Source organism: Pimelobacter sp. 30-1 (assembly GCF_018831735.1).
Lineage (GTDB): Bacteria > Actinomycetota > Actinomycetes > Propionibacteriales > Nocardioidaceae > Nocardioides.
On the sequence record NZ_NHTS01000013.1, the window covers coordinates 64559 to 89057 of the forward strand.

The following is a 24499-nucleotide window of genomic DNA, read 5'->3' on the forward strand; positions in this document are numbered from 1 at the left end:
CAGGCTCAGCTCCACGCCGGGCCCCGGCACTGGGAGCCCGAGCGCCGGCCCCGAGGGGGCATCGACCGGGCGACTCGACGAAGGCCGGGACCGGCTCAGGTCGCTGCTCGCTCACGATGCCTCCTCGGCGTGCACGGTGCCGGACATCCTGCCCCACGCGACCGCTACCCCGGCCGCACCGGCCGACAGGCCCGCGGCCAGGGCGAACGGCAGCGCCGCTCCTCCGCCCGCGACCAGCCCGGCGAGCGCCGTACCGAGGGCGCTGCCGCCGTTGACGCCGACGTTGACCCACGTCGACATCTCGGTACGACGAGCGGTCGGCACCCGCTCGTCCACGGCGGCGTAGGCGACCACGAAGACGGGCGACGTCGCCAGCCCGCCGACCGCCAGGACGAGCGCCGCGACGAGGAGCCCGCCCGCGAGCGCGACGACGCCCTGGGCGAGGGCGAGCACGACGAGGAGCAGGGCGAGCACCGCACCGGCGGGACGGTTCCGGCCGTGCCGGGCCCACAGCAGGCCGCCGGTGACGGCGCCGACCGCGAGCGCGGCCTCGACCAGGCCGGCCAGGCCGGGGCGTCCGGCGCGGTCGGCCAGGGCCGCGATGCCGACGAAGACCGCCGCGCTGCCGGCGCCGAACAGGGCCAGGGCGGCGACGAGTCCGCCGAGCGCCGCCGCGGGACCGCCCCGGGATCGCTCGCGGCCGGCGCCGGTGACCCCCACCGCCGGCCGGTACGGCGACCCGACCAGCCCGAGCGTGCCGCACCACACCAGCGTGGCCGCGACGAGCAGCCCGGCCCAGGCGGGTCCGGTGGCGAGCACCAGGCCCGCCACGATCGGGCCGACGAGGTAGAGCGACTCCTCGCCGATCGCGTCGAGCGCGTAGGCCCGCCGCCGCTGGGGTCCCTCAGGTGCGATCTCGCGCCACTGCGCGCGCATCGAGGGGCCGAGCACCGGGCCGCTGAGCCCGGTCAGGAAGGCCAGCGCGAGCCAGGCCGCGGGCGGGTGCTCGCCCTGGGCGAGGACCACGCCGGCGACGAGGCAGGCGGACCAGCAGGCGGCCGCGACCGGCAGCACGCGCTGCTGGCCGAGCCGGTCGATGAGCCGTGCGTGGACGGGCATCGCCAGCGTGGCGAGCCCGAGCAGGGCCGAGGCGGACGCCGCGAGTGCCAGGGAGCCGGTGGCGTCGCGGACGGTGAACAGGAAGCAGAGCGGGAGCACGCCGTAGGCGAGCCGGCCGAGCAGGGCGCACGCGAAGGTGCGCGCGACCGCGGGGCCGGCGAGAAGCAGGCGGGTGCTCCCGGCGTCGGTGACGCCGGACATGGGTGTTCCTCCGGAACGGGAAGGGTGAGCAGGGACGCGGGAACGAGCCGCGGCGTCCTAGTGCTTCCGGAGGGTCATGCGGGTGAGCCTAGCCGCTCCAGGCTCCCCAGGAGGTGCGCCTTGAGCGCCGGCCACGACGGGTGCGCTGCGGTGGCGCCGGGGATCGCGGCGACGACGACGGTCCCGCGGACCGTGGCCATCGCGATCTGGATGAAGTCCCCGAACCCCTCCCGCCCCGCGTACGACGGCAGCGCGGCCGCCGCGAGCGCCTCGATCTCGCCCATGCCTGCGCAGATGATCTCGGCGACCCGCTGGGCCAGGACCGGCTCGGTGCGGGCCACGTTGAACAGCTCGAGCACCGCCGGGGTGATCGGCAGGTGGTGGATCTCCCAGATCAGCTCGAGCAGCGCCTCGGCGCGCCCCCGCTCGGTGGCGGCCTCGACCCCTCGGGCGGCGGCGTCGGCGAGGAGCTGCTCGACCAGCCGGGTCATCGCGGCGTCGACGAGCGCGGCCTTGGTCGGGAAGTAGTGCTGCTGGGCGCCCTGGCTGACGCCCGCGCGCTCGGCGACGCGGCGGGTCGTCGTGGCGACGTACCCCTCGGCGGCGAGGCACTCGATGGTCGCGTCGAGCAGCCGCTCGGTCGTCGCGGCGCGACGATCGACCTGGCGGCGGCCCCTGGTGCTCATGGCGCGATCGTGGCGCAGGTCTCGCGAAGTTTGCAAGTCGGATGACTTGTCAAGTCACTCGACTGGGAACTAGGTTCGGCGCCCATGAAGGACTTCCAGGACAAGGTCGCCGTCGTCACCGGAGCCGGGTCGGGCATCGGCCGCGCCCTCGCGCTCCAGCTCGCCGCCGAGGGCGCCCGGGTCGCGCTCAGCGACTGGGACGCCGCCGGTCTCGCCGAGACGGCCGCCCTCCTCGAGTCCCGCGGGACCACGGCGCACACCACCGTGCTCGACGTGCGCGACCGGGCGGCCGTCCACGCCTGGGCGGACGCCGTCGCCGCGCACTTCGGCACCGTCAACCTCGTCGTCAACAACGCCGGCATCACGATCTTCGGCACCGTCGAGGAGAGCCCCTACGAGGACATCGAGAAGGTCCTCGACGTCGACTTCTGGGGCGTCGTCCACGGCACCAAGGCGTTCCTCCCCCACTTGGTCGCCTCGGGCGAGGGTCACGTCGTCAACATCTCCAGCATCTTCGGGCTGTTCGGCGTACCGACCCAGAGCTCCTACAACGCCGCCAAGTTCGCGGTCCGCGGGTTCACCGAGGCGCTGCGCCAGGAGATGCTCCTGGCCGGGCACCCGGTCGGCGTCACCTGCGTGCACCCCGGCGGCATCAAGACCAACATCGTCAACAACGCGACCGCCAGCAACGCGGCCGACACCTCCGGCATCGCGCGGACCTTCAACGACAAGCTCACCCGAACCTCGCCCGAGACCGCCGCGCGGACCATCCTGCGCGGGGTCCGGCGGCGCCGACCCAAGGTCCTCATCGGCGCGGACGCCGTCGGGGTCGACCTCGTCGTCCGGGTGCTCGGCGCGGCCTACCAGCGACCGTTCGCAGCCGTCTCGCGTCGGCTCACCGTCTCCCTCGCCGCGCCCACGAAGAAGAAGGTCGACGCATGACCACCCACCTCTCCTCCCCGCTCACCCTCCCCAGCGGCCAGCAGCTGGCCAACCGGTTCATGAAGTCGGCCCTGAGCGAGTCCCTCGGCGAGCGCGACTGCGGTCCGTCCGAGCGGCTCCAGCGCCTCTACGCACGCTGGGCGCGCGGCGGCTACGGCCTGGTCGTGACCGGCAACGTCATGGTCGACCGCCGCCACCGCGGCGAGCCGGGCAATGTCGTCATCGAGGACGAGCGCCACCTCGACGGCCTGCGCGCGTGGGCGCGCGACTTCCAGGACGGCGGCACGCCGCTGTGGATGCAGGTCAACCACCCCGGCCGCCAGGCCAACGCCCTCGTCGGCCGGACCCGGCCCGTCGCACCGAGCGCCGTCACCGCGCGCGTGCCCGGCGCGGTCAAGCCCCGCCCGCTCGAGGACGCCGAGATCCGCGAGATCGTCGAGCGCTACGCGACCGCCTCCTCGGTCGCCGAGAGCGCCGGCTTCGCGGGCGTCCAGATCCACGGCGCGCACGGCTACCTCGTCACCCAGTTCCTCTCCCCGCTCACCAACCAGCGCGACGACGACTGGGGCGGGGACGCCGAGCGCCGCCGCCGGTTCGTGATCGAGGTGCTGCGCGCGATCCGCGCCGCCACCTCCCCCGGCTTCGCGGTCGGCATCAAGCTCAACTCCGCCGACTTCCAGCGCGGCGGGTTCACCGAGGACGAGTCGCGCGAGGTCGTCGCCGCTCTCGTCGCCGAGGGCATCGACCTCATCGAGATCAGCGGCGGCTCCTACGAGGCGCCCGCGATGATGGGCACGATGCGCGCCTCGACGGCTGCGCGCGAGGCCTACTTCCTCGAGTACGCCGCCTCGGTGCGCGACCTCGCGGCCGGCGTACCGATCGCGGTGACGGGCGGCTTCCGCTCCAGCACCGCCATGGAGGCGGCCGTCGCCTCGGGCGACTGCGACCTCGTCGGCCTCGGCCGACCGACCTGCCTGCTCCCCGACGCCCCGCGCGCCATCCTCGAGGACGGCCGCACCACCCTGCCCAGCGCGCAGGTCAAGGCCGGGCTGCGTCCCGTGCTCGGCAAGGTCGCCAACCTCAAGCAGCTCGACGGCGCGCTCGACCTGTCCTGGCACACCGACCAGCTGCACCGGATGGGCGCCGGCAAGGAGCCCGACCCGCGTCGTACCTGGGGCGAGGCGGCGCTGTGGCTCGGCCTGCGCAACGGGCCCGGAGCGTTCCGGGCCAAGCGCGGCTAGGCCTCGTCGGCGATCGCCCGGAGGCCGGTCCAGAGCGCGTCCATCATCCGCTCGACGAGGACGTCGACCGCGACCTCCGGGTGCCGGCGCCACCACTTGGCGAGCTGCTCGGCGGCACCCGAGATCGCGTGGGCGTACGCCGACGCGGACTCGTCGTCGACGTGCGGCGCCGCGGCCCGCACCAGCACGGCGATCGCCTCGGCGGTCGCGTAGCGCAGCTCGGCCGCCGCCTCCACCACACCGCCGGCGACCGCAGCCCCGCCCCCGAAGAGCACGTCCCAGGTCGAGCCACGGTCGCGGACGAACCGGAAGTAGGCCCGCAGCCCCGCCCGCAGCTGGTCCTCCGGCGTCGCCGCTCCCCCGGCGGCTGTCACGAGCGCGGTGTCGAGCTCGTCGCGCGCGGCCCGCAGGCACTCCAGGTAGATGGCGTCCTTGTCGGCGAAGTACTTGTAGATCAGCGTCCGGGTCACCCCGGCCGCGGCCGCGATGTCCTCGACCGCCGTGCCCTGGTAGCCGTGCTCGGCGAACACCCGCTCGGCGACCGCGAGCAGCTGGGCCCGTCGTACCTCGGGGGCGAGGCGGCGGCGCGGCGCCCCGGCGGTGACCACCTCAGGCGGTCCAGTCGAGGAACACCCCGCCGGCGGTGATCGCCGCGAACCACCACACGAACGAGAACAGCCCCAGCGTCACCGTCCAGCGCGGGTGCGAGGTCCACCAGGCGAAGCAGAGGGCGAGCATCACCAGCCAGGTGAGCATCAGCACCGCGACGCCCCACCAGGGCGCGAGCAGGCCCGAGGCGGCGTACAGGAAGAAGGACGAGACGAGCAGCACGAGTCCCGCGAACGGCCACGGCGAGATGCGCCGTCCTGTCGCAGGATCGATCGCCACCGGACGGATCCGGCGGCGGCGCGAGAGCACCAACGGACTACTTGTCCTCGACGTCGTCGTTCCAGGCCGGGTCCTCGTCCCAGGCCTCGGTCCGCTCGGCGGCCTTCTCCAGCGCCCGGGCGGCCTCCGCCTCGGTCGGGTAGGGACCGAGGCGGTCCTTGTTGGGGCATCCCTCGACGCCCTCGACCGTGTGGTGCTTGAGGCAGAACCAGTACTCAGCGTCCGTGGACATGCCCCGAACCTACTCCAGACGACCCGCCAGGCGCTCGACCCGCAGCACGTCGTACTCGTGCTCGGGGTCGCCGCTCATCGCCGCCGCCAGCCGCAGGTGCGGGAGCGCGTCGTCGTACTTGGCCTGGCGCTCGAGCGCCCGCCCCAGCGCATGCCGGCTCCACACGTCGGCCGGGTCGTCCGACACCAGCGCCGCCAGCTCGTCCGACGCCTTCACCAGCTGCGCCCGCATCAGGTAGGCCCACGCCCGCAACGACCGCAGCCCCCGGTTGTCCGGCTCCTGCTCCAACGCCGGCTCCAAGACCTGGAGCGCCTCGCGCGGCGCCCTCCGGGAGAGGAAGTCGTGGGCAGTCCGGTACGCCGTCTCGTGACGTGCCGTCGTACCCGGGAACACGATCGGCGGAAGGATCCGGATCTCGGGCGTCTCGTTCATGTGCCCCTCAACTGTCGGACCCACCCCGTTGTTCCCTAGAGTGAGCGCGGACGGGCTGGCCGGGCGACCGCGTGACCCCCGCCGCGAGGCGACGGGTCCCGAGGAAAGTCCGGGCTCCACAGAGCAGGGTGGTGGGTAACACCCACCCGGGGTGACCCGCGGGACAGTGCCACAGAGAACAGACCGCCTCCGGCTTGCCGGAGGTAAGGGTGAAACGGTGGGGCAAGAGCCCACCAGTGCGCCGGGAGACCGGCGCAGCTAGGCAAACCCCACCCGGAGCAAGACCAGACAGCACACGACGGCCTCGGCCGAGAGGGCGGCTCGCCCGAGTGTGCGGGTAGGTCGCTGGAGGCTGCCGGTAACGGCAGTCCTAGATGGATGGTCGCCACGACAGAACCCGGCTTACAGGCCAGCCCGTCCCCAAAGTGGCCACTCACCTGCGCAGACTCCGAGACGAGGCTCCGCAGCCGCCGCGCCCGAGTCGCTCGCCTAGACCCCACCAGCCCCTAGCCGGGGCTCCTGGTTCCCGCGCCGGAAGCCGCCCGCCTCCCACGATGGGGGAGGCGGGCGGCTTCCGGCATGGGGGTCGCGCTTCGTGCGGTCGCTGGTGCCCGCGCCACTAGGGGCCAGTTGTCTGGCTCAGTAGTTGGCCGTGCCGTAGGTGCACGTGATGCCCACGTAGCACGTCCACGACTTTCCGTTGTCCCACACGACCGTGACGGGGACGTCCCCAGGGACGACGCCGCCCCAGTACTTGTGCGTCTTGGTCTTGCTCACGGCGTGCGTGACCGTGGCGGAGCACGCACTCTTGTTCTTGCACTCGACAACGCCGCTGTAGTTGGAACCCTCGCCGCGGCTGATGAACGCCTGGACACGGATCCGGTCGACGACACGGTTGCAGCTGACCTGCGCACGAAGCTGGACGTAGTTCGGCGAAGGCTTGGTGAAGCTGATGACCTTCCCCTTGCACCCTGGGGACGCCACGGCAGCCTTGGACACCGTCGCCGGCGCGCGGTGGGGCTGAGTGATGGCCGAGGCGGAGGAGACCGGCAACATCAGCATGGACATCGCAGCAATCAGAATCACTGCCTTGAGAGATTTCAACTTCCTTACTCCTGTTCGTGTTGCAAAGGAAAGGTGAGCATGTCTCTTTTTGTCTTACGGTGCAAGGAGGCGGCCGGCTCTCGGCGCTTCGGGTGCGCGGCCGTCTGAGGACCCCAGCGGAGGTGGTTCTCCCCTGTCGACGGGCCGGTGATCCCGTTCGCGCCGCCGACGGAAGAGGGACCCAGAGTCGACCGACCAGGGGATGCACGTCCCCCGGATGGGTACTGCGGTCAGCGAGTCGGCAGGGTCCTCTGGCCACGTCGACAAGGCTCCGACCGGGCCGAGAGGCGGACTCCTGACACGGCCGGGGCCGACCCTGCTTGCAACAGGCCCAAGCCGCCCACCCCGTACGCCGGAGGTGGGCGGCTTTCGTCGGGCGCTCAGCAGGTCGTCAGCCGTCCGGCCCGCTCCACCTCTACGCTCGCCGGCCTGAGCCGTTCGATCGGCACCCCGTCGGTCTGGACATGGCCGTCTGTATCCGCCTGGTCGTCATCGACATCAGCTCGCTCGAGGCAACGAGGGTCCTCGTCCTAGTCGCCCAAGCCCACGTATCGCTCGAGGACGGTCTCGGCCAGGTCGCTGATCTGGTCGGCGTCCGGGAACGCCATGCCACCGACGGCGGCCGTCGTCTGGATCATGGCGGTGCCCTGCAGCCAGTAGAACTGGTGCATCACCAGGTCCACATCGTCGATCGTGCCGGTGATCTCGACCGCCGCCGAGTCGTCACCGAGGCTCGGCCCCGACATCATCTTGTACTCGAACTCGTTGCCCGCGTCGTCCTCGTCCTTCGTGCAGGTCTCGAGCACCTCGACCATCTTGTCGAAGTTGGCCCTCGCATCGTCCGGCGTCGCGTACCGGTCGATCGCGGACTTCACCAGGAACAGCGAGATCCCCTCGACCTTCTGGAACTGGCTGCCCACCATGTCGGTCGGCTTCCTGGGCGGCGCGTAGTCGCAGTAGTAGTTGCGATCCTTCGGGTCGTCCTCGAACGACGTGAACCCGGCCTCGGGCATGTCCCTGAGCGTCAGCAGAACGCTCTCGAGCTCGGCGGGGCGATAGGTATCCGTTGCCGGGCCTGCACTCTCGCTCGGCCCCGACGGCTCGCGAGTGGTGGCGGCCGGGGCCTGCGGCTCAGCCGCCTCCTGATCGCCGTCGGAGCACGCGGTCAGGCCGAGGACAGGCACGAGGGCGAGCGAGGTCAGGAGGAGACGCATGGGACCGGACCCTAGTGCGCCCCACGACCACGCCGCCGGGTTCCGGTGAGATCCGCCCGCTCTGAGCGGCGTTGCTCAGTTGATGATCTCGCCGCGCTCGTCCGCGGCCAGCTCGGCCAGCCGGTCCCGCCACCCCTGCAGCGCCTCGGGCGTCAGCCGCGTCCAGTCGGTGACCTCGCCGACGACGCGGAGCGGCTCCCGGCTGCGGTAGGACCGGGTCGGGTTGCCGGGGAACTTCTTGTCGGTGACGTTGGGGTCGTTCTCGAACGCGCCGGTGGGCTCGACGGCGTACACCCGGGGTGGGTGGTCGCCGGGGGCGAGCTCGGCGGCGAGGCCGGCGCCGTCGACGAGGGCGGTGAAGTAGACGTGGTTCATCACGACCTCGGGCCGGTAGTTGGACCGAAAGCCCGCGGTGAGCAGGTCTCCGGTGCGCAGGTCGGCCTTCGTGCCGTGGAAGAACGGTCCGTCGTCGAGCGCGTCGGTCACCGCCTCAGCCTAGGCGGCAGTACGGCGGGACGACGGCGCGCGGGCCTCAGCGCTCGCAGGCGGTTCCGTCGCGGTCGCGGTCGAGGCGGGACTTGTTCCGGGCGTAGACGTCCCGGGCCTTCTTCGAGTACGCCGGCGACCCGTACCCCTCGCGCACCTGCTTGAGCGCGGCCGCGCGGCCCTTCGCGACACCGTGGGGGAAGTCGCGGGTGAGCTTGGCGCAGCTGCTGTAGTACTTGCCGGCGGCGGCCGTGGCCGGGGCGGTGGTGAGGGTGGTCGCGATCGGGGCGGCGAGGGCCAGGACGGCGACGGCAGAGGCGATACGACGGGGGGTCATGCGCGGAACGGTAGGGCAGGACAGGGCCGGGCAAGGGGCGATTGCCCCGATTGCCGAAAAGTCAGACGCCCGTCCGCCCGTACGCCGCCACCGCGCGCCGCAGGTCGTCCGAGTCCACGATCTCCCGCCCCAGCGGCAGCAGGCTCACCGGGATCAGCTTGAAGCTCGCCAGCCCCAGCGGGATCCCGATGATGGTGATGCAGCACAGGACGCCGGTGATGGCGTGCCCGATGGCGAGCCAGATCCCCGAGAACACGAACCAGAGCACGTTGCCGATCCCGCTGCCGACGCCGGCGCCGGGCTTCTTGACGACCTCGCGGCCGAAGGGCCACAGCGCATACATCCCGATCCGGTACGACGCGACGCCGAACGGGATGCCGATGATGGTGATGCACCACAGGGCGGCGGCGAGGAGGTAGCCGAGGCACATCCAGAAGCCGGCCAGGACGAGCCAGATGATGTTGAGCACGAGCCGCATGGCCGAAGGCTACGCGGGCCACTATCCTGGGCCCACGGCCTGTGACGGCCGCCGGACGAGGGAGCCGTACCCGGAGCGCGACAAGACGGCCACGAAGGAGTGGTCATGGCTTGGATCGTGCTGGTGGTGTCGGGTGTCCTGGAGGCGGTGTGGGCCACCGCGCTCGGCCGTTCGGAGGGGTTCACCCGGTTCGTGCCGTCGGCGGTGTTCGTCGTGGCGATCATCGCGAGCATGGGCGGGTTGGCCTACGCGATGCGCAGCCTCCCGGTCGGCACGGCGTACGCCGTGTGGGTCGGGATCGGTGCGGCGCTCACGGTCGCCTATGCGATGGCGTCCGGTGACGAGTCGGTGAGCGTGCTCAAGATCGCGCTCATCCTCGGGCTGATCGGCTGTGTGGTCGGGCTCAAGCTCGCGCACTGAGGACGACAGCGAGCCCCCGGCGCCGCAGTGCGGCGCTGGGGGCTCGTCCGTTCGGCGGGCCGAGCGTCAGCGCCGGCGCCGGGGCGCGCGGACCCGGACGGTGACGGCGTCGCTGCGCGAGCCGGTGGTGGTCGCGGTGCCGGACCACTCGGCGGTGAAGCGGTGGGCGCCGCGCCGGGTGAGGCGGACCGTGAAGACGACGCGGCCGTCGCGGCCGAGGGACTTCTTGGCGACCACGCGACCGCGTGAGCGCAGCCGCACCACTCCCCCGGACCCGCGCGGGACGCGGACGACGAAGCGAACCGTCTGGCCGCGCCGGACCTCGCTGCGGGTCGCGCGCAGGCGGGTGGTGCTCGGCGTCTTGACCGGCGGCTTGACGGGGGGCTTGACCGGCGGGGTGGTGCCGGGCTGGGGCACGACCTCGACCTCGGCGCCGTTGACGACGACGCGGACGGGGCGGCGGTCGGGGGCGCGGTCGGCGACGATCGCGTAGTCGGTGACCCGGCCGTCCTGCCACGCGACGTCCACGCGGTAGCCGCCCCGGGCCCGCAGGCCGTGGAACGAGCCCTTCGCCGCCCAGGCCTGGGGCAGCGCGGGGAGCAGCCGGATGGTGCCGTCGTGGCTCTGGAGGAGCAGCTCGGCGAGGGCACCCGTCATGCCGAAGTTGCCGTCCATCTGGAACGGCGGGTGGGTCGCCCACAGGTTCGTCAGGGTGTTGTGGCGGAACAGCCCGCGGACCATCGTGTACGCCTTCTCGGGCTCCTGGAGCCGGGCGAAGAGCGCCGTGCGCCACGGCCAGGTCCACGACCGGCGGCTGTCACCGCTGACCGAGTCGACCGTGATCTCGCCACCGTCGGGTACGCCGCACCGGGCGTTGAGCGAGACCAGCGCGGCCGCCGCGAGCTCGGGCGTCTCCTCGACGCTGATCTGGCGGCCCGGGTAGACCGCGAACAGGTGCGAGGTGTGCCGGTGCAGGGCGTTGATGCCGCCGGCCGAGCCGGTGCGGACGTCGCGGTCGGTCTGCCACTCCTGGAGCTGGCCCCAGCTGCCGATCTTGTTGCCGGCGAGCTTCTCGCGCATCGCCGCGACGCTCGCCCGGTAGCCCGCGTCCGTGCCGAGCGCGTCGGCCATCTCGAGGTAGTTGGTGAAGAGGTCCCAGACGATCTGCTGGTCGTGCATCACCCCGTCCTCGCGCGGTCCCTGCTCCGGCGACCAGCCGTTCGGCGCGTAGAGCCGGCCGTCCTCCTTCTCGACGAGCTCGTGCTCCCAGAACTGGCAGATCTCCTTGACCAGCGGGTAGAAGCGGCGCAGGAAGGCCTGGTCCTGGGTGAAGCGCCAGTGCTCGTAGAGGTGCTGCGCGTACCAGGCGCTCGACACCGTGTTCCACTCCCAGCCGTTGCCGCCGAAGATGCTCTGGCTGGTGCGCGCCGTCCAGCCGGGGACGTCGTCCCCGAACGCCTTGCGGGTGGCGACCCGGCTCGGTACGGCGACCTGCTCGATGAAGTGCGCGAGTGCCTCGTGGCTGTCCCCGAGGTCGGTGGTCTCGGCCGCCCAGTAGTTCATCTGGATGTTGATGTTGGTGTGGTAGTCCGAGGCCCACGGCGGGTTGTTCTCGTTGCACCACAGGCCCTGCAGGTTGGCCGGCAGGCCGTCCGGCCGCGAGGACGAGGCGAGCAGGTAGCGCCCGTACTGGAAGTGGAGCTGCTCCAGCTCGGGGTCGGCGGCGTCCGCGGAGTCTGCGTAGCGGCGCAGCCGCTCGGTGAGTGGCAGGGCGACGATGTCGTCGGCGCTGGCGCCCCAGTCGACCGAGACCCGGTTCATGATCGCGCCGAGCGCCTTGGCGTGGGCCTCGAAGAGCGCCTCGAACGCCCGGTTCTCCACCGCGTCGAGGGTCTGCTGCGCCACCGTCGCCGGGTCCCGGCCCGTGCGCCAGCCCGCCGCGGCGTCGAGGCGGTAGTCGGTGCGCAGGTCGATCCGCAGCTCGAGCTCGGCGACGCCGGTGAAGGCGACCGCGGCCCCCTGGGGCGCGACGGTCCCGCCCTCGTGCCGGACCCGGACCTCGGCCGCGTGGCGCAGCTCGTTGGCCATCTCGCCGGCGAAGAGGATCCGGTCGCCGGCGGTGGAGACGACGGTCGGTGCCGGGCGGCGCGGGCTGTCCCCGTTCTGGGCCGACCTCAGGTCGATCGTCCCGCTCATCCCGCCGGGCGCGTCGGTGCGGTAGCGCAGCACCAGCAGGTCGGCGGTCCGGCTGGCGAACGCCTCGCGGACGTGCGTGCCCCCGTCGCGCTCGTACGACGTCGAGTGCAGGCCGGTCATCGGGTCGAGGAAGCGCCGGTAGCCCTCGGGGACCTGCTCGGCCGGCCCCGCGAAGGTGACCCCGTCGAGCGCGATCTCGGCGACCTGGAAGTGCGAGGTGCCCACCTTGGGCCGGAACTCGAAGCGGTAGAAGCGGTAGGCGGTGGTGTTCGTGGCGGTGAACGAGCGCGCCTGGCCGCGCGCCGTGAAGGGCGTCGCCGCGTGCTGCCGGGCGTCGAGCTCGGTCCAGTCCTGGCCGTCGGCCGAGCCGAGCAGGCGCCAGTCCTGGGGGTCGCGCGCCGGGACGTCGTTCGCGCTGGTGAAGGTGTACTGCGCGACCGCGACCGGCGTCGGCAGGTCGACCGTCCAGGTCGCGGTCCAGGCCTGGGTCCCCTCGTCGGGCGCGATGATGCACCACTTGGAGGAGACGCTGCCGTCGATCGTGCGGGCGGCGGTCTCGCTCGCCGAGGTCGTGCCGCCGCCGAGGTCGGAGGTCAGCGTGGGTGCCGCGGGCAGCGCGCCCAGGGTGACGACGAGCTCGCCGAAGTCGCGGTAGGAGCCGAAGCCGGTCACCCCGGTGTCGTAGTCGCCGTCGTAGTCGTTGAGCCCGCCCCACAGGCTCTGCTCGTTGAGCTGGACCCGGTCGACGGTGGCGCCGGCGTGGAGCATCGCGCCGACGCGGCCGTTGCCGAGGGGCAGCGCGGCCGGCTCGGCCGTACGGCGGTCGCGGTCGGCGCCCTCCCAGGAGACGCCCGCCGGCCAGCTCCACACCGTGGCCGGCCGGTCGAACCAGAGCGCGCGGCGCGGGACGGGCGGGACGACGAGCGGGCCGGCCAGGGCCTGGTCGGGCACGAGGGCGGCCGCCGCGGACGGCGCCGCACCGCGCGCGGCGAGCAGGGCGCCCGCGGCGCCGCCGGCGAGCAGCAGGCCACGACGCGGCAGGGTCGGGTTCGGTCCCATGCGGACCTCGCTTTCGAAGCTGGTGTGATCGGGGTCACCCAGCAAACATCCCATCTATCGCCGCCGTCAACCCCCTTGTTACGCTCAGACTCTGGTCGAGAAGCCGCCTTTCACCCGATGTTTGGCGGAACAAGCGCGGAAAGGCACCGAAAAAGAGCCGAACCCCCGGCGCCGCTGAGCGGCGCCGGGGGTTCGGTCAGGTTGAGTCGTCAGACTCGATCAGACGAGCTGATCAGAGCGGGCGAACGTTCTCCGCCTGCAGGCCCTTGGGGCCCTGGGTGACGTCGAACTCGACCTGCTGGTTCTCGTCCAGCGACTTGTAGCCGTTGCCCTGGATGGCCGAGAAGTGGACGAAGACGTCCGGGGTGCCGTCGGCCGGGGCGATGAAGCCGAAGCCCTTCTCGCTGTTGAACCACTTGACGGTGCCCTGAGCCATGATTTTCTCCTTGGTGTTCGTGTTTCGTGGTGTCGACGGGCGCCGACACCGAGTGCTGAAACATCTGTACCGCCCTGATGCCCAGCTGAACCGAAGACCAAGTACCACGAGATGTTCCGGGCCCGTTGAGGCCCGGGGGGACCTTGCGATCCCTTTCAACGCCCCCAACGCTAGCACCGTGCGGGCTCATCCGCTGCATGACCAGCCGAGGAGAAATCGACAGTTCATCTCCTCGTAGCCGTGCAGCTCGACCCGATCGGCGCGCAGCGTGACCGGGAGCACCCCGGCGAGGTCCCTCTCGACCGTCGCCACGGACACCCCGGGACCGACCCGGTCGAGGGTCAGGTGCGGCACCACGGCGCCGTACTCCCCCGCGTAGGGAGGGCACTGGGGGAAGGCGCGCCACAGCCGGTCGGTGAGCTCGGCGAAGGGGCCCGCGGGCTCGGGGACGAGGTGCACCAGGCCGTCGGGGAAGGTCGCGACCTCGGCGAGGCGGAAGTCGAAGGCCGCAGTGGTCTGGACGACCTCGGCGACCCGGTCGAGATCGGCGCCGGTGGGCTCGGGCAGGAAGGGCGCCAGGACGGTGATGTGGGCGTGGGTGAAGGCGGGGTCGCGGGAGACCCAGGCCGGGTCGTAGTGCTCCCAGCGGCTGCGGACGTAGGGCTCGAGCGCCGGGACGGGAACCGCCAGCACGGAGTGGGCCACGTCGGGAGGATAGGCGGATCCAGGCTAAGTTGCGGGTCATGACTGCCGCTGTCGTGCCGCCGCCCGCTCCCGAGGTCCGCGCCCGCGCCGCCGAGCGCCTGGCCGGCCTCGCGACCCCGGCCGGCGCGCTCGGCCGGCTCGGCGAGCTGGGCGTGTGGGTCAGCGCCACCCAGGGCGTGTGCCCGCCGGAGCCGCTGACCGAGGTCCGGCTGGTGATCTTCGCGGGCGACCACGGGGTCGCCCAGCACGGCGTGTCGGCCTATCCCCCGGCGATCACCCCGGCGATGGTGCGCACGTTCGTGCTCGGCAAGGCCGGCGTGTCGGCGCTGGCGGCCGCCCACGGCGTCCACGTGCGGGTCCTCGACCTCGGGGTGGACGACGACCTCGAGGGCGTGCCGGCCGACGTCCAGGCCCACAAGGTACGACGCAGCAGCGGCGCGATCCACGTCGAGGACGCGCTCAGCGCCGACGAGACCGCCCGCGCCTTCGAGGTCGGCCGCACCGTGGCCCGCGAGGAGATCGCCGCGGGCGCCCAGCTGCTGCTCTCCGGCGACATGGGCATCGGCAACACGACCCCCGCCTCGGCCATGGTCGCCGCCGCGCTCGGCCTCCCGGCCGACGAGGTGACCGGGCGCGGCACCGGCGTCGACGACGCCGCGCTGCGCCACAAGCAGGCGCTGGTCCAGCAGGCGCTCGACCGGGCCGGCGACCGGGTCGCGGACCCGATGGACGCGCTGGCCGCGCTCAGCAGCGCCGACCTCGTGGCGACGACGGGCTACCTGGTCCAGGCCGCCGAGAGCGGCGTCCCGGTGCTGCTCGACGGGCTGATGTCGGTCGCCTGCGCGCTCTACGCCGAGCAGATCGCGCCCGGCGCGACCGCCTGGTTCGCCGCCGGGCACCGCTCGACCGAGCCCGCACAGGCGCTGGCGCTCGACAAGCTGGGCCTGTCCCCCGTGCTCGACCTCGGGCTGCGGCTCGGCGAGGGCTCCGGGGCGGTCGCCGCCGTACCGGTGCTGCGCTCGGCGGTCGCCCTGCTGCGCGACGTCGCGCTGCTGGCCGACCTGATGCCGCCCGAGTGAGCGGCGCCGTGGACGTCGCCGTCCTCGGCCGCAGCCTGCGGCTCTCGATCGGCATGCTGACCGCGCTGCGCGTGCCCGTCGTGCTGCGGGTCACCCCGGGGGTCGCGACCGGCGCGCTGCTGCTGGCCCCGCTCGCCGTGCTGCCGCTCGGCGTCCTGGTCGGCGCGGTGGTGTGGGCCGGCGGACGACTCGACCTGCCGGCGCTCGGCGTCGCGTTCGCCGCGCTCGCCGTCCTCGCGGTCGGCAGCCGGGCCCTGCACCTCGACGGGCTCTCCGACGTCGCCGACGGGCTCACCTCGTCCTACGACCGCGAGCGCTCGCTCGCCGTCATGAAGAGCGGTACGGCGGGCCCGGCCGGCGTCGCCGCGCTCGTGCTCGTGCTGGGCGCGCAGGCCGCGGGCCTGATGTGGTTCGTCGGCCTCGACGGCGAGCTCCGCTCCGCGGTCGTCGCCGGCGCCGCGGTGTGCGCCTCGCGCGCGGCCCTGTGGATCACCGCCTGCTCGGTCGTGCCCCCGGCCCGTCCCGACGGGCTGGGCGTGACGTTCACCCGGCGGGTCCCGGTCGTCGTCGCGGTGCTCGGCTGGGCCGGGCTCGCCGCGCTCGCCGTCCTCGTCGACCCGGTCCGCGGACCGGTCACCGTCGCGGTCGCGGCCCTGGTCGTCGCCGCGCTCACCGCCCACACCGTCCGGCGCTTCGGCGGTGTCACGGGGGACGTCTTCGGCGCCGGGATCGAGATCGCCCTCGCCGTCCTGCTCGTCGGACTGGCCGGTGCCTGAGCTCGAGGACCGGGCCCCCACCGCGCACGAGCGGCTGCTCGTCGTCCGCACCCTGGCCGACGCCCGCACCCGCGGCGACCTGGACGAGGACGACCAGCTCGAGCGCACCGACATGGCGGTACGGGTGCCGACGCTGGTCGAGCTCGCCGCGCTGGTCGAGGGACTCCCCGGCGCGCCGGCCCTGCCCGCCGTACCGCCGCCGGACCCGAACCGGCGCCGGTTCGTGCTGGGCGCGCTGGGGCTGCTCGCCGTCGGTGCCACCGGCGGGATGCTGTGGGCCCGCCGGGACGACCCGCCGCCCACGAGCGCGCCCGGACCCGCACCCGCTCCTGCTCCCCGGCCGACCCGGACCCCGCCGTCCACCACGCCCCCGACGACCCCTGCGACGCCGGAGCCGGCCCCCGACCTCTACACCGTCGCCGGGCTCACGCTGCTGCTCCGCGAGTACCGCGAGCTGACCGGCACCTGGCGGGCCTACGTCCTGGCCGTCTCCGAGCCGCACCAGGCGAGCGCCACCGCGCCCCACGGCCCGCTGGGCAAGCGCCGCGAGCGCTGGTGGAACTGGAACGCCCAGGACCGCTGGAACACGATCTTCGACCCGCACGCCGTCACCGACCCCACCGACCGGGCGGTCGACCTGCGGCGCTTCGACCTCGCCGCCGCCGTGGCCCACGTGGCGCGGGCGCGCCGGACGCTGCAGGTGGAGAAGCCGACCAGCGTCTACCTGGCGCTCGGGCACGAGCCGGACGTCGGAGCGATCGTCGAGATCGTCGTCGGCAACGCGTACGGCGAGCGCGGCCGTCTCGTCACCGACGCGGCCGGGCGGGTCCTGGCACGCGAGCCGTTCGTGCGCTCCTAGCGTCCAGGGTCAGAGCCGCAGGACCCGGCCCGCGACGACCAGGTGCACCTCGCCGCAGACCTCCGCGACACGCTGGTTGACGGTGCCGAGCAGGTCGCGGAACAGCCGTGCCGACCGGTGCTCCGGTACGACGCCGAGGCCGACCTCGTTGGTGACGAGCACGACGTGCCCGGTCTCCGGCCCGCGCTCGCCGAGCGCGGCGACGAGGTCGTCGAGCAGGCCGAGGACGTGCGCCTCGACGTCCTCGACGCGCGCGTCCCAGAGGCCGGCGTCGTCGATCACGCCGGTGAGCCAGGTGCCGAGGCAGTCGACGAGGACCGGGGCCGCGCCGGAGGCGCGCAGCACCCCGGCGACGTCGCGGGTCTCGGCCGTGGTCCAGGACGCCGGGCGGCGGCCGCGGTGCGCGGCGATCCGGGCGGCCCAGTCGGCGTCGTCGTAGACCGGTCCGGCCGCGACGTAGGTGACGTCGCCGGACCCGGCGACGAGGGTCTCGGCGTGGCGGGACTTGCCGGAGCGGACGCCGCCGGTGACGAGGATCTTCACTGGAGCGTGAACGCGACCTTGCGGGCCGCGAGGTCGGCAGTGGTGAGCGTGACCCGGACGTCCTCGCCCAGCGGCAGCGGGGATCCGCCGGCCGAGGTGACCGGTGCCTCCACACCGATCTCGGCGAGCACCACGACGCCGGTGTCGGGGTCGTCCTCGCGCACGCTGGTCACGACGGCGTCGAAGCTCTCGCCGACCCGGTCGGCGAGCACGGCGGCCTCGACCAGGTCGAGCACCGCGCGCTCGTAGGAGCCCGCCCGGCGGGCGGAGTCCTGGAGCGTCTTGGGCAGGCCGGGCAGGGCCTCGAGCACCCAGGCGGGCACCGCGGTGCCGGCGCAGATCGCGAGGCAGACCTCGCCGGCGTACCGGTCGCCGAGGCGGCGCAGGGGCGCGGTGACGTGGGCGTACTCGGCGGCGATCGCGGAGTGGCGGGTCTGCTCGGGGAGCTCGCCGTCGAAGACGGCGTACCCGCTGCCGCGCAGGAGGCGGGTGCACGCCACGACCATCGCCTGGTGCTGGGAGACCGCCGGGTCGAGCGAGCGCACGAAGCCCGGGTAGTCGAGGTCCTGGGGCCAGGTGATCCGCAGACCCTTGGCGACCCGGCGCAGGCGGGCGACGTCGCGCGGGTCGGGCGGCGGGAGCGTGCGCAGGATGCCGACCTTGGCGCCGATCATCAGGCCGGCCGCGGCCATCCCGGTGAGCAGCGAGATCTGGGCGTTCCACTGCTCGACCGGGAGCTGCTCGCGGAACACCAGCCGCAGGGCTCCGTCGGCCTCGTCGATCTCCTGCTCGGGCAGCGGCAGCGAGATGCCGCCGCGCTCGGTCTCCTGCTTCAGGCGCAGCTCGCCGACCTCGCGGAGCAGGGTGAGCACCTCGCCCGCGGTGCCGTCGGCGAGGGCCCGGTCCGCGTCGACGTAGGACCAGCGCGCCGTCGAGCGCACCCGGGCCCGCTCGACGCGGACCTCGCCCAGCGTGCCCGCGGCGTCGAGGTCGAGCGACCACAGCAGCGCCGGGCGGACCTGGTCGGGCAGCAGCGACGCCGCGCCCTCGGAGAGCTCGGCGGGGTGGAGCGGGATGCGGGTGCCGGCGCCGTAGAGCGTCTCGCCGCGGCGGTGGGCCTCGACGTCGACCGGGTCGCCCGCGTGGACGAACGCGGCGACGTCGGCGATCGCGTAGTGCACCCGGAAGCCGCCGCCGTCCGCGGCGCGCTCGATGTGCAGCGCCTGGTCGAGGTCCATCGAGCCCGCCGGGTCGATGGTGATGAACGGCAGGTCGGTGCGGTCGAGCTCGGGCGGGACGGCGCTCGCGGCGGCCCGCTCGGCCGCGGCGGTGACCTCGGCCGGGAACTCCCCGGGCAGGTCCAGCTCCTTGGCGATCGCCTCGAGCCCCTGCTGGAGCTCCGGCGAGCCTGCCTTGACCCGGACCACGACGTTGCTCGGCATGCTGGTGACCCTATCCTTGCGGCCGTGCTGATCCTGCTGCCGCCGAGTGAGGGCAAGTCCGTTCCGAAGCGTGGGGCGGCGCTCGACCTGGCCGGTCTCTCCCTCCCCGAGCTGACCGATGCCCGCCGCCGGGTGCTCGACGCGCTGGTGACGCTGTGCCGCGACGACGCCACCAAGGCGGCCGAGGTGCTCGGCCTGTCCGCGGGCCAGCTCGACCTCGTCGACCGCAACGCCGACCTGCCGGACGCACCGACCGCGCGGGCCGACCGGATCTACACCGGCGTCCTGTACGACGCCCTCGACGTCGCGACGCTGTCGGCCGCGGCCAAGCGCCGTACGGCGACGCGGGTAGCGGTGGCCTCCAGCCTGTTCGGGATGGTGCGCTTCGGCGACCGGATCCCGTCGTACCGGCTCTCGGGGGACGCCTCGCTCCCCCACCTCGGCCCGGTCGCCGCGACCTGGCGCGAGGCACTGCCGCCGGTGATGACCGCGGCCCTCGGCCGCGGGCTGCTGGTCGACCTGCGCTCGGGGATGTACGCCAACTTCTGGAAGCCCGGCCCCGAGCTCGCCCCGCGGGTGGCGACGGTGCGCGTGCTGCACGAGCACCAGGGCACCCGCAAGGTGGTCAGCCACTTCAACAAGGCGACCAAGGGCCGGATCGTCCGTGCCCTGCTCGAGGACGGCGCCGACCCGCGCACGCCTGCGGCGCTCGCCGAGGTGCTGGAGCGGCTGGGGTGGGTCGTCGAGGTGGGCGCGCCGGGCAAGAACGGCACGCAGCTCGACGTCGTCGTCAGCGAGCTCTGAGCCCGGGCCTCACCAGCGGCCGGTGTCGCGCAGCGTCCGGCGTCCGGGCGCGAGCGCGTTGAAGAACCGCATCGAGCCCTTCTGCTCGCCCGTGCGCGGGTCCGGGTAGAACGCCAGCACCGACACGGCGGCCGGGGCGAGCTCCATCCGGAAGAGCGTCTCGAGCGGGGCGTCGAGGGCGTGCGCGACGAGGGTCTTGATGGGCGTCACGTGGCTGACCAGGACGACGGTGCGCCCGGCGTGCTCGGTGAGCACCCGGTCGAGCCCGGCCAGGACGCGCTCGCGGACGGCGACGAACGACTCGCCGCCCGGCGGCGGGGAGGCCATGTCGGCGAACCACGCCTCGAGGCGGTCCTTGTCGCGCTCGGCGACCTCGGTGAAGGTGAGGCCGTCCCACTCGCCGAACTCCATCTCGGCGAAGCCGGGCTCCTCGGCGACGGGCAGGCCGAGGACGGCGCCGATGATGTCGGCCGTCTCGCGGGTACGGCGTACGGGCGAGGCCACGACGACGTCGATGCTGTCGCGCAGCTCGGTGAGCCAGGCCGCGACCTCGGCGGCCTGGGCGCGGCCCTCGTCGGACAGCGACGGGTTGTCGCCGCCGAGGCCGCCGGAGAAGCGGCGGCCGGTGGTGTGCGGGGTGACGCCGTGGCGGACCAGGACGATGGTGGTCGGCTGGCCGGGGCCGGTCGCCGGGGAGGACGCCTCCTCGGCGGCGGACTCGGGCTCGTCGGGGATGCCGTCGCCGGGGACGCTGGCGCCGCCGGCCACGGTGACGCCCTCGCGGACGCCGTCGAGCGCCTCGTTGGCGAGCCGGTCGGCGTGGGCGTTGTCGGCCCGCGGCACCCAGGTGTACGTCGTCCCGGCGGGCGCGATCGCCGCCGCCTCGGCCGCGAGCGCGCGCATGTCGGCGTGCTTGATCTTCCAGCGCCCGGACATCTGCTCGACGACGAGCTTGGAGTCCATCCGCACCTCGACGCGCGCACCCGGCGCGTGGTCCACGGCGAGGTGCAGCCCGGCGACGAGGCCGGAGTACTCGGCGACGTTGTTGGTCGCGACGCCGAGCGTGCGGGCGTCCTCGGCGATGACCGCTCCGGTGGCGGCGTCGCGGAGCACCGCGCCGTAGGCGGCGGGACCGGGGTTGCCGCGCGACCCGCCGTCGGCCTCGACGACGACCGCGGCGGGGCTCGGCACTAGATGCCGCTCTCGGGGGTGCGGACCAGGATCCGCTGGCACTCCTCGTGGCGCAGCACGACGTCGGCCGGGGTCGCCCGGATCTCGGCGATCTCGCCGGCGTCGAGGGTGAGCTGGCAGCCGCCGCACTGGCGGGCCTGGAGCGCGCCGACGCCGACGCCGCCCTTGCTGGCGCGGAGCTTCTCGTAGAGGGCGACGAGGTCGGCCGGGATCTCGGCCACGATCGCGGCCCGGCCGGCGGCGACGGAGGCGCTCTCGGCGTCGATCGTCGCGCCCTTCTCGTCGCGGGAGGTGGTGAGCACGCCGAGGCGGCTGTCGAGGTCCTCGATCGCGGAGGTCAGCTCGGCGAGCCCGGACTGGGCCTCCTCGAGCTGCTCCATGACCTCGAGCTCCTCGTCCTCGAGCGTGGAGATCCGCCGCTCCAGGGACGCGAGCTCGTGCTGCATGCGCTCGAGGTCCTTGGGGTTGGTGATGGCGCCGGAGTCCATCCGGTCGCGGTCACGCGTGCGCCGCGCCTTGACCTGCTCGACGTCCGCGTCGGCCTTGGCCTGCGCCGAGGCGAGGTCGTCGACGACGATCCGCTGGTCGCGCAGCCGCCCGTCGACGTCGGCGCGCTTGCCGAGGAGGTCCTTGATCTCCGCGGCCTCCACGGGGTTGCTGCGCTGGTGGCGCAGCTGGTCGACCTGGGAGTCGAGCGCCTGCAGGTCGAGCAGGCGGAGCTGGGCTGCGGGATCGGCGTTCACAGGTGCATTGTCCAGGGATCCGTGACGGCCGCGCTCACCCGGGTCTCCACAGCGTCACCGAGGGCCTCGCGGAGGCGTTCGGCGAGCACCGGGAGCCAGGTCCACTCCGCGGCCCAGTGGGCCACGTCGACCAGCGCCGGGCCGCCCTTCTCGACGAACTCGGCGGCCGGGTGGTGGCGCAGGTCGCTGGTGACGTAGACGTCGACACCGAGGCCCGCCACGCGGTCGAGCAGGAAGTCGCCCGCGCCCCCGCACACCGCGACCCGCTTGACCGGGCGGTCCGGGTCGCCGGCGACGCGGACGCCGCCGTGGGTCTCGGGCAGCGCCTTCTTGACCACCTCGGCGAACTCGCCCAGCGTGGTCGGCGGCACCACGCCGACGCGACCGGTGCCGGTCTCGGCCAGGGCCGGGTCGGCGAGCTCGACGACGTCGTACGCCGGCTCCTCGTAGGGGTGTGCGGCGAGCATCGCGCGGACCACGGCCGGGCGCAGGTCGCGGGCCAGGACCACCTCGATGCGGACCTCGGCGACGGTCTCGAGCTCGCCGACGGTGCCGATCATCGGGTTGGCGCCGTCGAGCGGGCGGAAGCGGCCCTCGCCGGGAGCGCTGGTGAAGGAGGCGAAGTCGTAGTCGCCGATGCGCCCCGCGCCGGCCTCGGCGATCGCGGCCCGGACCGGCGCCGCGGCGTCGGCGGGGACGAAGACGGTGAGCTTGTCGAGCGGCTGCTCGCGCGCGGGGAGGATCGGGCGCAGGTCGGTCAGCCCCAGCGCCACGGCGAGCGCCTCGGAGACCCCGCCGAGCGCCTGGTCGGCGTTGGTGTGGGCGGTCAGCAGCGCGCAGTCGGCCTTGACCAGGGTGTGCAGGGTGCGCCCCTTGGGCGTGGTGGCGGCGACGCCGTGCACGCCCTTGAGGAACAGCGGGTGGTGCACGATCACGAGGTCGGCCTTCCACTCCGCGGCCTCGGCGGCGACGGCGGGCGCCGGGTCGACCGCCAGCAGGATCTTCTTGACCGGCTGGGCAGGGTCGCCGGTGACGAGCCCGACGGCGTCCCAGCTGTCGGCCGTGGCGGGTGGGTACCAGCCGTGGACCAGGGCGACGACGTCCTCGAGGGAAGGCATGCCGGTCAGGCTACCGAGGACGGGCGACAGAACCGGATTGCTAGAGTGACCGCTGCCAGTCGACGGGAACCCGGTGAGAGTCCGGGACTGACGCGCAGCGGTGTGGGTGACGGACGGAGCACGACGTCACTGGATCTCCTCGGGGATCTGGGAAGACGCTCCGGGCCGGGTGATCCCGAGTCCGAAGACCTGCTGGCCCTTGCGGCACAACCGCCGTGAGGTCGATGGGGGCGATCGCGAGGAGCCCCGGCCTCGAAGGACTCCACCCATGGCGCGCAGCCGTCCGGACCGGTGCCCCGGCATCGTGCACCCGTGGCCGGCCGACGACGGCGGCCTGGTCCGGATCCGGGTGCCCGGCGGTCAGGTCCGGCTCAGCGCGCTGCGCGCGCTCGCCGCCGTCGCCGACCAGTACGGCGACGGGCGGGTCCGGCTCACCGGCCGGGCCAACCTGCAGGTGCGCGCCATGCCCCTCGGCGCCGACGGCACGCTGGCCGAGCCGGCGCTCGCCGCGCTGGAGGCGACCGGCCTGCTGCCCTCGCGCGCGCACGACCGGGTCCGCAACGTCCTGGTCTCCCCCCAGACCGGGCTCACCGGGGGCCGCGCCGACCTGCGCCCGGTGCTCGCCGCGCTCGACGCGCTCCTGCTCGGCGACCCCGCGCTGGCCGCCCTGCCCGGACGCTTCCTGCTCACCCTGGACGACGGCCGCGGCGACCTCGCCGACCGGCACAAGGACCTCGGCCTGGTCGCGCTCGACGCCGAGCGGGCCCAGCTCCGCATCGGCGAGGCGTACGGCGACGTGGTCGCCCTGGCCGACGCCCCCGCGGCCCTCGCCGCGCTCGCGCACCGCTTCCTGGCCGCGCGCGGCACCGGACCCGACGCGGCCTGGCACGTCGACGAGCTGGCCGGGCCGCTCGTCGTACCGGCGGGGGTGGCGGCGGGCGCCGACGTCGCGACCGGCCCTCTCCGCTTCGGCCCGGTCCCCGGCGGCGAGCACGTCGCCGTCGGCGACGACGGGCTGACCCTCTCGACCATCGCCGGCTGGACCGCCGGCACCGTCGTCGTCACCCCGTGGCACGGCGTGCTGATCCCCGAGGAGAACTCATGACCGACCTGACCGCTCCGCCTCGTCGGTACGACTACATCGCCGACGGTCCGGCGATCTACGTCGACTCCTTCGCGACCATCCGCCGCGAGTCCGCGCTCGACCGGGTGCCCGCCGAGGCCGAGAAGGTCGCCGTGCGGATGATCCACGGCAGCGGCCAGACCGACCTGGTCGACGACCTCGTCATCCACCCGGGCCTGGTCGCCGCGGCGCGCGGCGCCCTGTCCGCCGGCGCACCGATCCTGTGCGACGCGCGGATGGTCGCCATGGGCATCACCGCCGGCCGCCTGCCGGCCGACAACCCGGTGCACTGCTTCCTCACCGACGAGCGGGTGCCCGAGCTGGCCCGGCGCTGGTCCACGACCCGCACCGCGGCCGCCGTGTCGCTGTGGGAGCCCCTGCTCGACGGCGCGGTCGTCGCGATCGGCAACGCCCCCACCGCGCTCTTCCACCTGCTGGAGATGATCCTCGACGGCGGACCGCGTCCGGCCGCGATCGTCGGCTGCCCGGTCGGCTTCATCGGCGCCGCGGAGTCCAAGGACGCGCTCGCGGCCTTCGCCGGCGAGCACGGCATCGACATCCCCTTCGTCACCGTGCGCGGGCGCCGCGGCGGCTCGGCGATGGCCTCGTCGGCGGTCAACGCGCTGGCCCAGGAGGAGGAGTGAG

28 protein-coding genes, 1 other RNA gene and 2 riboswitches are annotated in these 24499 nt (G+C 73.8%); of the genes, 10 read left to right on the plus strand and 19 right to left on the minus strand.

The features are described 5' to 3' along the window. Positions 1-111: 111 nt before the first annotated feature. Both CCO04_RS25480 and CCO04_RS25485 read right to left on the minus strand, forming a co-directional pair. Entirely contained in the window at positions 112-1320 is a 1209-nt protein-coding gene (locus CCO04_RS25480; protein ID WP_215816994.1) for an MFS transporter, read from the minus strand. A 74-nt stretch (positions 1321-1394) separates the two neighbouring features. Further along, a complete protein-coding gene (locus tag CCO04_RS25485) occupies positions 1395-2006 on the minus strand; it encodes a TetR/AcrR family transcriptional regulator (RefSeq protein ID WP_215816995.1) in 612 nt (203 codons plus the stop codon). Positions 2007-2090: 84 nt separating this feature from the next. Between CCO04_RS25485 and CCO04_RS25490 the strand changes: the two genes are divergently transcribed. Together CCO04_RS25490 and CCO04_RS25495 are read left to right on the plus strand one after the other, a co-directional pair. Then, positions 2091-2948, plus strand: coding sequence for an SDR family oxidoreductase (locus CCO04_RS25490; RefSeq protein WP_215816996.1), 858 nt, complete (start codon positions 2091-2093; stop codon positions 2946-2948). After that, a complete protein-coding gene (locus tag CCO04_RS25495; protein WP_215816997.1) occupies positions 2945-4189 on the plus strand; it encodes an NADH:flavin oxidoreductase/NADH oxidase family protein in 1245 nt (414 codons plus the stop codon). Before CCO04_RS25490 ends, CCO04_RS25495 begins: the two co-directional genes overlap by 4 nt. Here CCO04_RS25495 and CCO04_RS25500 read toward each other — a convergent pair. Genes CCO04_RS25500 through CCO04_RS25515 form a run of 4 tightly spaced genes read right to left on the minus strand, consistent with a single transcriptional unit; the run spans position 4186 to position 5741 of the window. Continuing rightward, positions 4186-4797 carry a TetR/AcrR family transcriptional regulator gene (locus CCO04_RS25500; RefSeq protein ID WP_215816998.1) on the minus strand — a complete coding sequence of 204 codons (612 nt, stop codon included), beginning with the start codon at positions 4795-4797 and terminating at the stop codon, positions 4186-4188. The two genes, CCO04_RS25495 and CCO04_RS25500, sit on opposite strands and share 4 nt — an antisense overlap. A 1-nt stretch (position 4798) precedes the next feature. Beyond that, positions 4799-5077, minus strand: coding sequence for a hypothetical protein (locus CCO04_RS25505; RefSeq protein ID WP_215816999.1), 279 nt, complete (start codon positions 5075-5077; stop codon positions 4799-4801). A 37-nt stretch (positions 5078-5114) separates the two neighbouring features. Beyond that, positions 5115-5309: a hypothetical protein gene (locus tag CCO04_RS25510; RefSeq protein WP_215817000.1), complete on the minus strand. Its 195-nt coding sequence runs from the start codon at positions 5307-5309 to the stop codon at positions 5115-5117. Between the two features lie 9 nt (positions 5310-5318). Beyond that, positions 5319-5741 carry a M48 family metallopeptidase gene (locus tag CCO04_RS25515; protein ID WP_215817001.1) on the minus strand — a complete coding sequence of 141 codons (423 nt, stop codon included), beginning with the start codon at positions 5739-5741 and terminating at the stop codon, positions 5319-5321. Positions 5742-5792: 51 nt separating this feature from the next. Here CCO04_RS25515 and rnpB point away from each other — a divergent pair. Beyond that, positions 5793-6162: RNase P RNA component class A (rnpB, locus tag CCO04_RS25520), an RNA gene on the plus strand. A gap of 218 nt (positions 6163-6380) precedes the next feature. On the opposite strand, the gene CCO04_RS25525 is transcribed toward rnpB, so the two are convergent. The 5 genes from CCO04_RS25525 to CCO04_RS25545 form a co-directional block, all read right to left on the minus strand. Continuing rightward, positions 6381-6809 carry a hypothetical protein gene (locus CCO04_RS25525; RefSeq protein WP_215817002.1) on the minus strand — a complete coding sequence of 143 codons (429 nt, stop codon included), beginning with the start codon at positions 6807-6809 and terminating at the stop codon, positions 6381-6383. Positions 6810-7375: 566 nt separating this feature from the next. Next, positions 7376-8059, minus strand: coding sequence for a hypothetical protein (locus CCO04_RS25530; RefSeq protein WP_215817003.1), 684 nt, complete (start codon positions 8057-8059; stop codon positions 7376-7378). 75 nt (positions 8060-8134) lie between these two features. Then, positions 8135-8545, minus strand: coding sequence for an NAD(+)--rifampin ADP-ribosyltransferase (gene arr / locus CCO04_RS25535; RefSeq protein WP_215817004.1), 411 nt, complete (start codon positions 8543-8545; stop codon positions 8135-8137). A 46-nt stretch (positions 8546-8591) separates the two neighbouring features. Continuing rightward, the gene (locus CCO04_RS25540) at positions 8592-8882 is read right to left on the minus strand and encodes an excalibur calcium-binding domain-containing protein (protein WP_215817005.1); all 291 of its coding nucleotides are present in this window, start codon (positions 8880-8882) and stop codon (positions 8592-8594) included. 61 nt (positions 8883-8943) lie between these two features. Continuing rightward, on the minus strand, positions 8944-9360 hold the full coding sequence (locus CCO04_RS25545; protein WP_215817006.1) for a YccF domain-containing protein: 417 nt from the start codon (positions 9358-9360) through the stop codon (positions 8944-8946). Between the two features lie 30 nt (positions 9361-9390). Further along, positions 9391-9456, plus strand: a riboswitch (guanidine-III (ykkC-III) riboswitch). Between the two features lie 9 nt (positions 9457-9465). On the opposite strand from CCO04_RS25545, the gene CCO04_RS25550 reads away from it, so the two are divergent. Continuing rightward, entirely contained in the window at positions 9466-9780 is a 315-nt protein-coding gene (locus tag CCO04_RS25550) for a multidrug efflux SMR transporter (RefSeq protein WP_215817007.1), read from the plus strand. Positions 9781-9846: 66 nt separating this feature from the next. Here CCO04_RS25550 and CCO04_RS25555 read toward each other — a convergent pair whose 3' ends face one another. The 3 genes from CCO04_RS25555 to CCO04_RS25565 all read right to left on the minus strand — a co-directional run bounded on the left by CCO04_RS25555 (position 9847) and on the right by CCO04_RS25565 (position 14176). Next, positions 9847-13035, minus strand: a complete 3189-nt coding sequence (locus tag CCO04_RS25555; protein ID WP_215817008.1) for a glycoside hydrolase N-terminal domain-containing protein — start codon at positions 13033-13035, stop codon at positions 9847-9849. Positions 13036-13267: 232 nt separating this feature from the next. Continuing rightward, positions 13268-13471: a cold-shock protein gene (locus tag CCO04_RS25560; protein WP_038679896.1), complete on the minus strand. Its 204-nt coding sequence runs from the start codon at positions 13469-13471 to the stop codon at positions 13268-13270. 186 nt (positions 13472-13657) lie between these two features. Further along, the gene (locus CCO04_RS25565; RefSeq protein WP_215817009.1) at positions 13658-14176 is read right to left on the minus strand and encodes a 2'-5' RNA ligase family protein; all 519 of its coding nucleotides are present in this window, start codon (positions 14174-14176) and stop codon (positions 13658-13660) included. Positions 14177-14214: 38 nt separating this feature from the next. Between CCO04_RS25565 and cobT the strand changes: the two genes are divergently transcribed. The 3 genes from cobT to CCO04_RS25580 are packed head-to-tail and all read left to right on the plus strand — an operon-like array spanning position 14215 to position 16890. Continuing rightward, complete coding sequence (gene cobT, locus CCO04_RS25570) at positions 14215-15255, plus strand: nicotinate-nucleotide--dimethylbenzimidazole phosphoribosyltransferase (RefSeq protein WP_215817010.1); 1041 nt, start codon at positions 14215-14217, stop codon at positions 15253-15255. Beyond that, positions 15252-16031, plus strand: a complete 780-nt coding sequence (locus CCO04_RS25575; RefSeq protein ID WP_308281534.1) for an adenosylcobinamide-GDP ribazoletransferase — start codon at positions 15252-15254, stop codon at positions 16029-16031. Before cobT ends, CCO04_RS25575 begins: the two co-directional genes overlap by 4 nt. Beyond that, positions 16024-16890 (plus strand): hypothetical protein, encoded by an 867-nt coding sequence (locus CCO04_RS25580; protein ID WP_215817011.1) that lies wholly within the window; start codon positions 16024-16026, stop codon positions 16888-16890. Before CCO04_RS25575 ends, CCO04_RS25580 begins: the two co-directional genes overlap by 8 nt. A gap of 9 nt (positions 16891-16899) precedes the next feature. On the opposite strand, the gene CCO04_RS25585 is transcribed toward CCO04_RS25580, so the two are convergent. Together CCO04_RS25585 and CCO04_RS25590 are read right to left on the minus strand one after the other, a co-directional pair. Then, positions 16900-17433, minus strand: a complete 534-nt coding sequence (locus CCO04_RS25585; RefSeq protein WP_215817012.1) for a bifunctional adenosylcobinamide kinase/adenosylcobinamide-phosphate guanylyltransferase — start codon at positions 17431-17433, stop codon at positions 16900-16902. Beyond that, positions 17430-18875 carry an RNB domain-containing ribonuclease gene (locus CCO04_RS25590; protein ID WP_215817013.1) on the minus strand — a complete coding sequence of 482 codons (1446 nt, stop codon included), beginning with the start codon at positions 18873-18875 and terminating at the stop codon, positions 17430-17432. Before CCO04_RS25590 ends, CCO04_RS25585 begins: the two co-directional genes overlap by 4 nt. A 24-nt stretch (positions 18876-18899) precedes the next feature. Between CCO04_RS25590 and yaaA the strand changes: the two genes are divergently transcribed. Then, positions 18900-19679 (plus strand): peroxide stress protein YaaA, encoded by a 780-nt coding sequence (gene yaaA / locus CCO04_RS25595; RefSeq protein WP_215817014.1) that lies wholly within the window; start codon positions 18900-18902, stop codon positions 19677-19679. Between the two features lie 9 nt (positions 19680-19688). Here yaaA and CCO04_RS25600 read toward each other — a convergent pair whose 3' ends face one another. Genes CCO04_RS25600 through CCO04_RS25610 form a run of 3 tightly spaced genes read right to left on the minus strand, consistent with a single transcriptional unit; the run spans position 19689 to position 22731 of the window. Continuing rightward, positions 19689-20870 (minus strand): bifunctional RNase H/acid phosphatase, encoded by a 1182-nt coding sequence (locus CCO04_RS25600; protein ID WP_215817015.1) that lies wholly within the window; start codon positions 20868-20870, stop codon positions 19689-19691. Next, positions 20870-21613, minus strand: coding sequence for a zinc ribbon domain-containing protein (locus CCO04_RS25605; protein WP_257751587.1), 744 nt, complete (start codon positions 21611-21613; stop codon positions 20870-20872). Before CCO04_RS25605 ends, CCO04_RS25600 begins: the two co-directional genes overlap by 1 nt. Beyond that, a complete protein-coding gene (locus tag CCO04_RS25610) occupies positions 21610-22731 on the minus strand; it encodes a Nif3-like dinuclear metal center hexameric protein (RefSeq protein WP_215817016.1) in 1122 nt (373 codons plus the stop codon). The genes CCO04_RS25605 and CCO04_RS25610 overlap by 4 nt, the downstream gene beginning before the upstream one ends. Before the next feature lie 39 nt (positions 22732-22770). Beyond that, positions 22771-22943, plus strand: a riboswitch (cobalamin riboswitch). 56 nt (positions 22944-22999) lie between these two features. Between CCO04_RS25610 and CCO04_RS25615 the strand changes: the two genes are divergently transcribed. Continuing rightward, complete coding sequence (locus tag CCO04_RS25615) at positions 23000-23836, plus strand: nitrite reductase (protein ID WP_215817017.1); 837 nt, start codon at positions 23000-23002, stop codon at positions 23834-23836. Then, a complete protein-coding gene (locus CCO04_RS25620) occupies positions 23833-24498 on the plus strand; it encodes a precorrin-8X methylmutase (RefSeq protein ID WP_215817018.1) in 666 nt (221 codons plus the stop codon). The genes CCO04_RS25615 and CCO04_RS25620 overlap by 4 nt, the downstream gene beginning before the upstream one ends. The last annotated feature ends 1 nt before the right edge of the window (position 24499 follow it).